This window comes from Bacillus sp. UMB0728 (assembly GCF_002858875.1).
Classification (GTDB): domain Bacteria; phylum Bacillota; class Bacilli; order Bacillales; family Cytobacillaceae; genus Bacillus_AB; species Bacillus_AB infantis.
The window spans coordinates 732742-744800 of the sequence record NZ_PKLA01000003.1 but is presented as its reverse complement, the minus strand read 5'-3'; the positions used below and the strand labels follow the sequence as shown (position 1 = coordinate 744800).

13 protein-coding genes are annotated in these 12059 nt (G+C 45.8%); all 13 read left to right on the top strand.

Annotation, left to right across the window (positions count from 1 at the left end; genetic code table 11):
* The first annotated feature begins 2 nt into the window (after window positions 1-2).
* The 13 genes from CYJ37_RS14830 (at window position 3) to CYJ37_RS14770 (ending at window position 12042) form a co-directional block, all read left to right on the top strand.
* A complete protein-coding gene (locus CYJ37_RS14830; RefSeq protein WP_101550437.1) occupies window positions 3-1664 on the top strand; it encodes a GspE/PulE family protein in 1662 nt (553 codons plus the stop codon).
* Window positions 1665-1675: 11 nt separating this feature from the next.
* Window positions 1676-2716 (top strand): type IV pilus twitching motility protein PilT, encoded by a 1041-nt coding sequence (locus CYJ37_RS14825; protein ID WP_101550435.1) that lies wholly within the window; start codon window positions 1676-1678, stop codon window positions 2714-2716.
* A gap of 1 nt (window position 2717) precedes the next feature.
* Complete coding sequence (locus tag CYJ37_RS14820) at window positions 2718-3923, top strand: type II secretion system F family protein (protein WP_101550433.1); 1206 nt, start codon at window positions 2718-2720, stop codon at window positions 3921-3923.
* Window positions 3924-4039: 116 nt separating this feature from the next.
* Window positions 4040-4483 carry a prepilin-type N-terminal cleavage/methylation domain-containing protein gene (locus CYJ37_RS14815; protein ID WP_101550432.1) on the top strand — a complete coding sequence of 148 codons (444 nt, stop codon included), beginning with the start codon at window positions 4040-4042 and terminating at the stop codon, window positions 4481-4483.
* Between the two features lie 19 nt (window positions 4484-4502).
* Window positions 4503-5246 (top strand): prepilin peptidase, encoded by a 744-nt coding sequence (locus tag CYJ37_RS14810; RefSeq protein ID WP_101550429.1) that lies wholly within the window; start codon window positions 4503-4505, stop codon window positions 5244-5246.
* A gap of 12 nt (window positions 5247-5258) precedes the next feature.
* On the top strand, window positions 5259-6230 hold the full coding sequence (gene pilM, locus CYJ37_RS14805) for a type IV pilus biogenesis protein PilM (protein ID WP_101550427.1): 972 nt from the start codon (window positions 5259-5261) through the stop codon (window positions 6228-6230).
* Window positions 6231-6232: 2 nt separating this feature from the next.
* Entirely contained in the window at window positions 6233-6856 is a 624-nt protein-coding gene (locus CYJ37_RS14800) for a PilN domain-containing protein (RefSeq protein WP_101550425.1), read from the top strand.
* Window positions 6853-7659, top strand: coding sequence for a pilus assembly protein PilO (locus tag CYJ37_RS14795; protein ID WP_224951592.1), 807 nt, complete (start codon window positions 6853-6855; stop codon window positions 7657-7659). The genes CYJ37_RS14800 and CYJ37_RS14795 overlap by 4 nt, the downstream gene beginning before the upstream one ends.
* Window positions 7660-7685: 26 nt before the next feature.
* Window positions 7686-8144 (top strand): type II secretion system protein, encoded by a 459-nt coding sequence (locus tag CYJ37_RS14790; protein ID WP_101550423.1) that lies wholly within the window; start codon window positions 7686-7688, stop codon window positions 8142-8144.
* 110 nt (window positions 8145-8254) lie between these two features.
* Window positions 8255-9370 (top strand): hypothetical protein, encoded by a 1116-nt coding sequence (locus tag CYJ37_RS14785; protein ID WP_101550421.1) that lies wholly within the window; start codon window positions 8255-8257, stop codon window positions 9368-9370.
* Between the two features lie 177 nt (window positions 9371-9547).
* Window positions 9548-10123, top strand: coding sequence for a Maf family protein (locus CYJ37_RS14780; protein WP_094766966.1), 576 nt, complete (start codon window positions 9548-9550; stop codon window positions 10121-10123).
* A gap of 69 nt (window positions 10124-10192) precedes the next feature.
* Window positions 10193-10864 carry a RadC family protein gene (radC, locus tag CYJ37_RS14775; RefSeq protein ID WP_009796091.1) on the top strand — a complete coding sequence of 224 codons (672 nt, stop codon included), beginning with the start codon at window positions 10193-10195 and terminating at the stop codon, window positions 10862-10864.
* Between the two features lie 158 nt (window positions 10865-11022).
* Window positions 11023-12042, top strand: a complete 1020-nt coding sequence (locus CYJ37_RS14770) for a rod shape-determining protein (protein ID WP_009796092.1) — start codon at window positions 11023-11025, stop codon at window positions 12040-12042.
* The last annotated feature ends 17 nt before the right edge of the window (window positions 12043-12059 follow it).

Below are 12059 nucleotides of genomic sequence, written 5' to 3'. Positions count from 1 at the left end.
CAATGAAACAGACAAGAAGGCGTTTAGGAGATTTGCTTGTTGATTCAGGTCTGATATCAGAAGAACAGCTGCAGCAAGCGCTGAAGGAAAAGCATAAAGATCAAAGGATCGGGGATGCCCTCCTGCAGCGGGGCTATATTACAGAACAGCAGCTGATAGAAGTGCTGGAATTCCAGCTGGGCATCCCGCATGTCAGCCTTTATCGCTATCCATTTGATGTGAAGCTTTTCAGTATGGTGCCAAAAGATCTTGCGAAGAGAAATCTGATCATCCCTTTAAAGAAAGAGGGAGAAAAGCTTTTTGTCGCCATGGCTGACCCAATGGATTTCTACACAATTGATGATCTGCGTCTGTCAACCGGATTTCATGTTGAGGCTGCCATTGCAACGAAGGATGATATCCTGCGTGCCATCAATAAGTACTATGACATGGACGAAGGATTTGAAGAACTGCTTGACGCTTCACCTGGCACAAAAGAACTTCAGGATGACAAGATTGCCGATGAGGATTCACCGATTGTCAGGCTCGTCAATCAAATCCTCGGGAACGCTGCCTCCATGAAAGCAAGTGATGTACATATTGACCCCCAGGAAACAAAGGTGGCAGTAAGATACAGAATCGATGGAGTGCTCCGGACAGAGAGGGTGCTGCCCAAGCATATGCAAAGTGTGCTGACAGCCAGGATTAAAATCATGGCCAACCTTGATATCACAGAGCACCGGGTGCCGCAGGATGGCAGAATTAAGATAAATCTTGATTTCCATCCGATTGACCTCCGTATATCAACTTTGCCGACCGTGTATGGCGAAAAAATTGTTATGCGTCTTCTTGATCTTGGCAGTTCATTGAATGACATGAATAAGCTTGGATTTAACAAGCTTAATTTGAACCGCTTCACTTCCATGATCAATAAGCCTACCGGTATCGTCCTTTTGACAGGCCCTACAGGATCAGGGAAATCATCCACGCTTTATGCAGCGCTTAACCAGCTGAACAGCGAAGAAGTCAATATCATCACGGTTGAAGATCCTGTTGAATACCAGCTCGAAGGCATCAATCAGATCCAGGTAAACTCCAATGTCGGAATGACATTTGCTAAAGGCTTGAGGGCCATCCTGAGACAGGATCCCAATATCATCATGGTTGGGGAAATCCGGGATAAGGAAACAGTAGAGGTTGCCATAAGAGCCTCTCTGACAGGACACCTTGTTCTCAGCACCCTGCATACGAATGATTCGCTTGGTTCAATAACAAGGCTTCTTGATATGGGAGTAGAGCCATTCCTGGTAGCATCCTCGCTCAGCGGAATTGTTGCTCAAAGACTTGTCCGCCGTGTCTGCCGGGATTGTGAAGAAATTCAGGCACCTACAAAAAGAGAGATTGAAATCTTTGCTCGGCGCGGCATGAAGGTAGAAACAATCAAGCGGGGCAGAGGCTGTTCTTCCTGCAATATGACAGGCTATAAAGGCAGGATTGCCATCCACGAGGTACTTGTAATTGATGATGAAATGCGCAGGGTCATCATGAATGGGGAATCCTTCTCAAGGCTCCGTGAGCTTGCTATAAAGAATAAGACTATATTTTTGATTGATGATGGCCTGCTGAAAGTAAAACAAGGCATTACGACGACAGAAGAAGTCCTTCGTGTTGCCATACCTGATTAGGAGCAATGATCATGACTGAAGCAATTGATATTCTTTTACGGGCGGGCTTTGAACTGAAAGCCTCCGATATCCATCTGACCGTTGGAGTGCCTCCCATATTCCGGATCAATGGCGAGCTGAAGCGATATGGCAAAGAAAATTTGCTCCCTGCACATACAGAGTCCATGGCCAAAGCCATCATCCCTGAAAATATGTGGGACCGCTTCAAGGAAAAAGGGGAACTCGATTTTTCCTATGGTGTTCAAGGGGTATCGCGTTTTCGTGTCAATGCCTATTATCAGCGTTCATGTATTGCATTGGCGGTCCGGGTTGTGCCGACAAGAGTCCCAACGATTGATGAGCTGGAGCTGCCTAACATTCTTAAGAAGATAGCAGGAAAACCACAGGGGCTGGTGCTGGTGACGGGCCCGACAGGAAGCGGAAAATCTACCACGCTGGCTTCTATCATTGATTATATGAATCAAAATATGAGGAAGCATGTTATTACGCTTGAAGATCCGATTGAGTACCTACATAAGCATGGCAATTGCATCATTGACCAGCGAGAAGTCGGGTTTGATACAAATAATTTTGCTAACGGCCTGCGGGCTGCCCTCAGGCAGGACCCTGACGTCATATTGGTCGGGGAGATGCGTGATCTTGAAACGATACAGACGGCGATAACCGCAGCAGAAACAGGACATCTCGTTTTCGGGACTCTTCATACATCTAGTGCACCTGCGACAATCAACCGGATTATCGACGTTTTCCCGCCATCCCAGCAGGCACAGATCAGGATTCAGCTTGCCTCTGTACTTGTTTCAATCGTATCACAGCGGCTCTTCCCTATCATTGACCGCAAAGGGCGCAAGGCCGCAACCGAAATCCTGGTCAATAATTCAGCAGTGGCCAATCTGATCCGCAATGAAAAAGTCCATCAGATCGCCAACATCATGCAAACTTCAAGGGCTCAGGGCATGCATACCCTTGATTCAAGCATCAATGAACTCGTGCAGTCAGGACAAGTATCCAAGAAGGCGGCCATGCCATACCTCCAGGAAAAGGTGAATTGATATGCCCCGGTATAAATACAGCGGCCGTGACCTAAAAGGGAAGAAGTCCGGAATCATAAGTGCAGCCTCGAAGCGGGAGGCTATGCTGCAGCTGAAGAAGGACAGCATCAGGGTTACTGAACTTAATGAGGTTGCAGAGACCCTGCTTACCAAAGAGCTGACAATCGGAAATCCAGTGAAGCTGCAGGATTTTGTGATTTATCTGCGGCAGTTTTCTACGCTGCTTCGGGCGGGGGTGACGGTGGTGGATGCTACGAGGATACTTGCCCAGCAAACAGAAAGTAAAGCATTAAGGAGAGCCCTCGAAACAGTAGAGCAAGATTTAAGGGAGGGTAACCCATTATCTGACGCGGCAGCCAAACATAAGAAAATCTTTACCAGCATGTTTGTGAATATGATAAAGGCAGGCGAAGCTGGAGGAAATATCGACGATACGCTTGAAAGGCTGGCTGTCCACTATGAAAAACAGCATTTTACGAAGCAAAAAATTGTTTCCGCCCTTGCCTACCCTGTTGCTGTAGGAATCATTGCAGTTGCGGTAGTCATTTTTCTACTAGTAAGTGTGGTTCCTACTTTTGTTGATATGTTTAAGGATTTCGGTGGAGAGCTTCCTGCCATCACACAGTTTGTTCTGGGTTCCAGCGAGTTTATGCAGTCATACTGGTGGATTGTTGTTTTATTCTTCATTGGTTTGTTTATTGGATTTGTAGCCATCAGAAATAATAAAAAATCGAAGTACTATCTGGACTATGCGTTTCTTAAGCTTCCTATCTTTGGGAAAATGCTGCAAAAAGCTGCATTGGCCAGGATGACAAGAACGTTAAGTTCGTTATTTGCCAGTTCTGTACCCATTCTCCAGGCCCTTGCCATAGTAGAGAATGTTGTGGAGAACGAGGTAGTCTCCAAGGTACTAAAAAAATCCAGGACTTCATTAGAGGAAGGGCGCTCTCTGACTGAGCCGATGCGGTTGCATTGGGTCTTTCCTCCCCTTGTCTCTCAAATGATTGCCATCGGGGAAGAAACTGGATCCCTGGATGAAATGCTGTCCAAAGTAGCCGATTTTTATGAACGGGAAGTAGAAAGCTCGACTGACAGGCTTAAATCATTGATAGAGCCCTTAATGATTGTATTCCTTGCCGGAATTGTAGGAACTATCGTTACATCAATAATGGTCCCGATGTTCCAAATATTCAATCATGTCGGCTAGTGCAATAAATTTACAAAAACCATTAAAATACGACTTCTGTTATTGTAATAATCTAGTATAATAGGATTAACCTACTAAAGTAATAGGCGAATACTCATAAGGAGATGGGAAAGAAGATGTTGAAAAAACTGGGTCAAAAATTAAAGAATGAAAAAGGTTTGACGCTGATTGAACTTTTGGCTGTTATTGTTATTTTGGGGATTATTGCGGCAATTGCCATTCCTAGCATTGGAAAGATTATTGAGAACTCAAAAATTAGTGCGGTTAAAGCTGATGCAATTCAAATTTTAAATGCAGCTAAAATTCGATATGCTGAAAGTAGTTCTGATAAGGAAATTACCCTGGAAGATTTGAATGGTTTCTTAGATGAAGTCCCTACCTTTGAGGCTGATACTAATGCTAAAGTAGAAGTTACTGATGACGGAGCATTTCTGTTTACCGGTTCTGGAACCAAATCCGGAATAACAGTGAATTTTAAAAGTGCTACTGTGCAAATGATTGACAACGCACCTAAAAGTGCTAGAGATATACCAGCTGGTGAGGAAGAAGATGAAGAGTAATGGTAAAGAAGTATAACCTATGGTAATAGTAGTATTCCTCTACGGCCTCCTCCTAGGCTCCTTCTACAACGTAGTAGGCCTGAGGATTCCGCTAAAGCAGTCAATAGTCAAGCCGCGGTCACATTGTCCATATTGCCAGCATACTTTAAGGCCCTATGAGTTGATTCCGGTAGTGTCCTATCTGCTGCAGGGAGGGAAATGCCGGCGCTGCAAAGCGCCGGTTTCATTTCTTTATCCTGCTGTTGAACTGGCGACCGGCCTGTTATTTGCCCTTGCCCCGATCCTGATGGGATGGACACTGGAGCTGATCATCGCTTGGACGCTGATTTCCCTGATGGTCATTGTGTTTGTATCAGATATTAAATATATGATTATTCCAGATAAAGTCCTGCTTGTGTTCGCAGTGATTTTTTTATTGGAGAGGATTTTCCTTCCTCTATCGCCATGGTGGGATTCACTGCTGGGTGTGGCAGCCGGCTTTTTCCTGCTTCTGTTCATTGCCGTTATCAGTAAAGGCGGTATGGGCGGGGGAGATATCAAGCTCTTTGCCGTGATTGGCCTTGCGCTCGGAACAAAGCTTGTCCTTTTGACTTTTTTCTTTGCAACCCTATTTGGAGCTGTTTTTGGCATTGTGGGGATGCTGATTGGCAAGGTGGAAAAAGGAAAGCCAATCCCTTTTGGTCCATACATAGCACTAGGAAGCCTTACTGCCTATTTTTTTGGCCAGCGTATTCTGGATTGGTATCTTTATACATTCATTTAAGGAGAAATTGATATGGCCCCTCTATTTTCATTCGGGAAAAATCGAATCATTAATATTATAATCAAGGATCATGTCATCCGGATGGCCGAACTGAAGAGCAGTAACGAGCCCGAGACTCTTCGCTGTGAAGAGCGTTTTTTGCCGAATGGAATTATTAGGGAAGGCAGGATCCAGGATTTCGAAACACTTTCCAGCATTCTTGAAGAATGCGTGGCCGACTGGAAGATCAAGAAAAGAAATATCTCCTTTTTAGTGCCTGACCCTTTTATTATCATCAGAAAACTGGATATTCCCGAAGATGTGACAAGTGATGAAATTAAAGGTTATCTATATATGGAGCTTGGGACAAGCATCCATCTTCCTTTTGAGGATCCAGTTTTTGATTTTGTTCCTTTACAGTCAGAAAAGGAAAAGAGGCAGATTTTGCTGTTTGCAGCTCCTGAAGAGGTCGTGAATGAGTATGTCTCCCTTTTTGAAGAAGCTGGTTTAAGGCCGTCTGCTGCGGATATCTCCTGTCTTGCCTTGTATCGCCTCTATTATGAGTACGACCTTCCGGCTCCTGATGAACATCTCATGATGGTGCAATTTGATGCACAGCAGGTGAATGTCAGTATTTTTGAAGGACATGAACCGGTTTTCATGCGCCATCTTATGATTGATGCAGATCATGATAAGTGGGAAGCAGAGCCGGGAAGCGGTTTGGTGTATAAAGGCGACAAAAGCGAGGTTCTTCTTCCGCTCGAGGATATCTATAAAGAATTGGAACGGGTCATGAATTTTTATAGATATTCCTTGAACCAGGGCAATAAACAAATCACTAAGATTTTAGCTGATGGCGATCACCCTTGGATGGAGGACATCCGCTCAATTCTTGCGGAAAGGTTTGACGCCCCTCTGGCAGTCCTGGGCGGGGAACAAAACACAGAACAGAGAATTAAGCCCCAATTTAATCTTAATGTTGGTTTGGGCTTGAAAGAGGTGTAGACATGCTTGTAGATATCAATCTTCTTCCCAAAAAAGAAAAAAGAAGCAAAGCAGCCTACATCTCTTTGGCAGCAGCAGGTTTGGCAGCTGTCATCTTGTCTGTGTCTCTTTATATTTATTTAGGCAGCCAAAAAGAGAAGATAGAACAGGTTGAAACTCAAATAGCCCAGACGAATGAAATTCTTGAAGCACAACGAGTGAAACTTGCTGATTATGAATCTTCCAATTCGGTTGGTGAACTTGAAAATGCCATTTCCTGGGCAAAAGAGCAGCCTTTCAGTGTGGTTTACATCTTGAATGAAGTGACCAAGCTGCTTCCGGAAAGAGGCTACATAACTGAGTTTGAAAAAGATGAAGAGAATAAAATCAAGCAAATAGTACAGTTTGACACTAAAAGTCAGGCTGCCTATTATTTGAATTCTTTGCTCTCTTTGGGATGGCTCGACGAGGCCGTTTTGACTGAGGCAAAAACTACAGATGTTCTGAAAGATGATGATGAAGAGACCTCTGCGGCTGAAGAAGAAATCCTGCCGCGTTATTTTGCAGCTTATGAATTGCAGATAAACTCCAGCTTGCTTAAGCAAGAAATTGAGGAGAAGGAAGCTGAAGGGGGGACTGCCCCTTGAACCTCCAATTATCCAAAAAACATCTGCTGATCATTTTTCTCTCCATCCTTATACTTGGCGGGGCAGTCGCTGGTGCCTATTATTTGCTCATACTGCCTGTCCATGAGCAGATAGACAGAAAGCAAACTGAATTGAAGCTGGCCAGCCAGGAATTGACCATTATAGAAAACAAACTGGCTGAAACCGGTGAAAAGACGATCCTCAGCACAATGGAGCTGCAGAAGCAGGTGCCTGTCAAACGGATGCTTGATCAGCTATTACTTGACCTTGAAAAAGCAGAAGTTATTTCTGATACAAATATCATAGAGTTAAAGCTGGACGGAACAGAAGATGATGAGGAAATAGATCTTGTTGCCGAAGCAGCAACAGAAGAGGGCGGGGCGGAACCGGAAAAATCACCAGCCGATGATCAGGAAGCCTCCGATGAAAGTACAAGTGAAGTCAATTCACCTGCAGAGGAGATCCTCCCCAATGGAATCCGAAAGATTTCCTTGACGCTGAGCGGCGAAGCAGCAACCTATTTTGAGATGGAAAAGTTCATCAAGAGCCTGGAATCGCTGAAGCGGATCGTTAAAGTGGAGGTCCTTAACTTCACCGGACTGCCAGAAATTTATTCGGTGGATCAGGATTCGGAGAATGTAGAATTTGAAGTCTCACTTGCAGCATATTATTATCCTAATCTGGAAGAACTCCAAAAAGAGCTGCCTCCTTTGGACGTTCCTGCTGTTTCTAATAAGCAGAACCCCTTGAGCGGTTTCTCCAGCCAGGAGGACGTCGAGATAGAAGAAGAAACTCAGCCTTAATCTATTCTATAGAAACGGGGTCTAGTATGATGAAGAGCTTTGCTAGACTGAATGACAAGGGATTAACTTTAATAGAACTGCTGGCTGTTCTCGTAATCCTGGGCATTATTGCCGCAATCGCCACTGCTTCCATACTGAGTCTGGTTCAGAATTCACGGGATAAAGCCTTTGTCGGCAATGCCTATGCGCTGAATGAAGCAGCGGGCTATTTTGTGAAGCGCGAAGTGACCAGTGGCAATACACTCGCTCAGCGGATCACTTTCAGTATGGTTTCAGAAGCCGGCTTTATGGAAGCTTTTAAGGATCCGTATACAGGCAACTATATTGAACCATCAGATGCCAGCTATGTAGAAATAGACGGGGAGCATATCAGGACGGTATGCCTGTACGGCGAGAACCGTAATCTTTGCTCTTACCAGGGGGCTTCAGGCAAACCGATCCCGGTGCGTGAGCTGTCAATAGATTTAATCGTAAAAGACAACTAAAAAATTTGACGAAAGCATCCTATAACAAGACGACAAAAGTCTTGTTATTTTTTTTTGCCCCTGTGTTAGGATGAAGGCAAATCCAGCAATCGACACGGGGAGGACAAGCTGTGGAAAACCAAGGGAACGGACGGACCATTACGATCAAGCTGAATGGCAAGGATCGGGAAGCCGTGTATATGAAAGACAAAACGGCTCAAAAGGAAAGAGATCCTGCAGAAGAAGTGCAGCACTTAGAGAATGTGGAAGAAGAGTCTGCAGAGGGGAACCTTCTATCAGCAAATGAGGAACTGGCTGAATTGGAGGCAGCTCCTGCCAGGGAAGCGGCAGATGATGAGTTTGACTGGATTCTCCCTGAAATCATGGAGGAGGATCCAGAACCGAAGGAATACAAGATTGCCGCAAAGACGGAAAAGGGAAGCGGGAAGAAAAGCAGTATATTCAGCTCACCGGGAAAGCCTTCCAATCAGAAAGCGCTGGTCCGTTCAGTGGTGATATCTGTATTCTTTGCTGTCCTGTTCGGGACAAGCCTTGGTTTTTTGATGCTGAAGATGGTGATACATGATGGAAGCGCTGAAGAGCCTGAAGGAGCTGCGCAGGCTACAGCAGGCACTGTCAGCAGCACCGATCAGGGAAGCTCAGCCGGAAATGGGACTTTGGCCCTTGAGCCCCTTACAGTTTTTGTTGTTCAGGGCGGTGTTTTTTCAACGAAGGATGCGGCTGAAAAGATCCAGAGCACGATTTATGAAAAAGGTGCTCCGGCACAGCTGATGGAGATGGAAGGAAAATCTTATCTGTTCCTTGGAGCAGCAGGGTCGCTGGAAGATGCGAAACAGCTTGGAACAGATTATAAGAGCAAGGGCATTGATACATTTGCCAAGGAATTGGCTGCCGGCGGAAAAACTGTGGAGAAGCTACAGGAGGAAGATGAAAAATTCCTGCAAGCGGCCCCGGGGATATATTCGGCAATGGCTGCAGGAATTGGGGCTGCTTCACCTGGAGCTGCGATTCCGGAAGAAGCATTAAAGCAGGCGGCCGATGTATCAGTACAGCTTGCAGGATTTGATGGAGCAAAGCTTTCTGCGGATCGTGTGGGGGTCATGCAGAAGGAACTCTCAGAAGCGGCAGAGCTAATTGCCAGCTATCAGAAAAACCCGGATGAAAAAGGCTATTACGCGATTCAGCAGCATCTGCTGTCATTCATTGCAGCGTACACTGCACTTTAATAAAAGGGTGAATATTTTCCAGGAAATATCGCACATTATAGGGGGCTGTCGGACTTCATTCGACAAGCTCCCATTTTTTTTGACAAAACTCTTTTAAAAATTGTTAGAACCTATAAATTTTGGTACGATTAGTTTGTATCTCCCAAAATGATACAAGTAAAGGATAGGGTGATTTTTTTGCAGAACCTCATATTAGCCTCTTCTTCTCCACGGCGAAAAGAACTTCTTGAAAATCTTCAGCTGAAATTTGAAGTCTCCAGCAGTGATGTGGACGAAACATTCGAACCGGGAATGCTTCCCGAAAATGTGGTCATGGAGCTTGCGGCCAGGAAAGCGGAGTCTGTCGCCCGGAAAAATCCAGCTGCGTTTGTCATTGGTTCGGACACGATTGTCTTTGCAGACGGTCTTATTCTAGGGAAGCCGGATGGGCGCGGCGATGCATACGATATGCTGACGCGTTTGTCCGGCAGAGTCCATTCGGTTTATACCGGAGTATCAATTATTACTCCGCAAAAAAGCAAGGTTGAATTTTACGAAAAAACGGATGTGGAATTTTGGGAGCTGACAGATGACGAAAAGTCGGCATATATCGAAAGCGGCGAGCCCTTCGACAAGGCCGGATCTTATGGAATCCAGGGTCTTGGTGCAACGCTTGTGAAGCGGATTGATGGTGATTATTTCGCAGTCGTCGGGCTTCCGCTTTCAAGAACAGCAAGAGAATTGAAAAAGGCGGGATTCACTCTGCCTTTTTAAATACTGTACGATCGTCTGCCTCCCTTTCCCGCCGGCAAGGGAGGAACCATATTGAAAACTGAATCATTGATGATACGTGATTTTCCGCAGGATGAGAGGCCGCGCGAACGCTTTATCCAGAATGGCCCGGAAAGCCTGTCCAATCATGAGCTTCTTGCTCTTATGCTCAGGACCGGGACTAAGGAGGAGTCTGTGCTCCAGCTGTCAAACAGGCTTCTTACCCATTTTGAAGGCCTCCGCCTCCTGAAGGATGCGACGCTTGATGAGATGACCAGCATCAAAGGGATCGGCATGGCCAAGGCCATTCAGGTACTGGCCGCGGTCGAGATAGGGAGGCGAATTTCCAGCCTTTCCTATGATGACCGCTTTGTGATCCGGTCACCTGAGGACGGCGCCAAATATGTCATGAATGACATGCGCTTCCTTTCGCAGGAGCATTTTGTCTGCCTTTACCTGAACACAAAGAATCAGGTGCTCCATAAGCAGACGATTTTCATCGGCAGCCTGAATGCTTCAATCGTTCACCCCAGGGAGGTTTTCAAGGAGGCCTTCAGGAGGTCGGCTGCGTCTATCATCTGCATCCATAACCATCCTTCTGGCGACCCTGCACCAAGCAGGGAAGATATCGAAGTCACGAAGAGGCTGGCGGAGTGCGGGAAAATCATCGGCATTGATGTGCTCGATCATTTGATCATCGGGGAAAACAAATATGTCAGCTTAAAGGAAAAAGGTTATTTATAACACTATGATTTTACCGATTGTTAGGATATAATATAATTTATGATTTTTTAGACTAGAATAAGTCTGCCAACTGCTAACCAGGCTGCTTTTTCAGCCTTCTTCGAATATAAAAATCACCTTAAAAAATTGCATTTCGTATCAGAAAGGGAGATACAGCTATGTTTGGAATCGGAACACGGGATCTTGGAATCGACTTGGGGACTGCCAATACACTCGTTTATGTAAAAGGAAAAGGAATCGCTGTAAGGGAGCCATCTGTGGTTGCCATGCAGACGGATACTAAAAGCATTGTCGCTGTCGGCAATGATGCGAAGAATATGATCGGCCGTACGCCGGGCAATGTAGTGGCGATGCGTCCTATGAAGGACGGCGTTATCGCTGATTATGAAACAACGGCTACCATGATGAAATATTATATCAGACAGGCTGTCAAGAAGGGCTTCTTTGCCGGTAAGCCGTATGTAATGGTATGTGTGCCTTCAGGCATCACCGCTGTAGAACAGCGTGCTGTCATTGATGCAACACGCCAGGCTGGTGCCCGCGATGCTTACCCGATTGAAGAGCCGTTTGCTGCTGCAATCGGTGCAAATCTTCCTGTTTGGGAGCCGACAGGCAGCATGGTTGTCGACATCGGCGGCGGGACGACTGAAGTTGCCATCATTTCACTTGGCGGCATTGTTACGAGCCAGTCAATCCGCATTGCGGGAGATGAAATGGATGATGCAATCATTAATTATATCCGCAAAACTTATAACCTAATGATCGGCGACCGGACAGCTGAAAGCATTAAAATGGAGATCGGCTCCGCCGGTGAGCCTGAAGGCATTGAAAATATGGAAATCCGCGGCCGCGACCTTTTGACAGGACTGCCAAAAACGATAGAAATTACAGCTGAGGAAATTGCCGCTGCCCTTCGTGATACTGTCTATAGCATTGTGGATGCCGTAAAGGTCACCCTGGAAAAAACGCCGCCTGAACTGGCTGCTGATATCATGGACCGGGGGATTGTGCTGACTGGCGGAGGAGCACTTCTCCGCAACTTGGACAAGGTGATTGCAGAGGAAACAAAAATGCCTGTCCTCATCGCTGAAAATCCGCTTGACTGTGTGGCAATCGGCACGGGGAAGGCACTTGACCATATTCACTTATTTAAAAACAAATCCAAAGATTCTTATTAATAACAAAAAGGGCGGCT

Excerpts from the sequence above, each read along its gene's own strand:
- CYJ37_RS14830 (WP_101550437.1), top strand. The coding sequence starts at position 3 with ATGAAACAGACAAGAAGGCGTTTAGGAGATTTGCTTGTTGATTCAGGT.
- CYJ37_RS14825 (WP_101550435.1), top strand. The coding sequence starts at position 1,676 with ATGACTGAAGCAATTGATATTCTTTTACGGGCGGGCTTTGAACTGAAA.
- CYJ37_RS14820 (WP_101550433.1), top strand. The coding sequence starts at position 2,718 with ATGCCCCGGTATAAATACAGCGGCCGTGACCTAAAAGGGAAGAAGTCC.
- CYJ37_RS14815 (WP_101550432.1), top strand. The coding sequence starts at position 4,040 with ATGTTGAAAAAACTGGGTCAAAAATTAAAGAATGAAAAAGGTTTGACG.
- CYJ37_RS14810 (WP_101550429.1), top strand. The coding sequence starts at position 4,503 with ATGGTAATAGTAGTATTCCTCTACGGCCTCCTCCTAGGCTCCTTCTAC.
- pilM (WP_101550427.1), top strand. The coding sequence starts at position 5,259 with ATGGCCCCTCTATTTTCATTCGGGAAAAATCGAATCATTAATATTATA.
- CYJ37_RS14800 (WP_101550425.1), top strand. The coding sequence starts at position 6,233 with ATGCTTGTAGATATCAATCTTCTTCCCAAAAAAGAAAAAAGAAGCAAA.
- CYJ37_RS14790 (WP_101550423.1), top strand. The coding sequence starts at position 7,686 with ATGATGAAGAGCTTTGCTAGACTGAATGACAAGGGATTAACTTTAATA.
- radC (WP_009796091.1), top strand. The coding sequence starts at position 10,193 with ATGATACGTGATTTTCCGCAGGATGAGAGGCCGCGCGAACGCTTTATC.
- CYJ37_RS14770 (WP_009796092.1), top strand. The coding sequence starts at position 11,023 with ATGTTTGGAATCGGAACACGGGATCTTGGAATCGACTTGGGGACTGCC.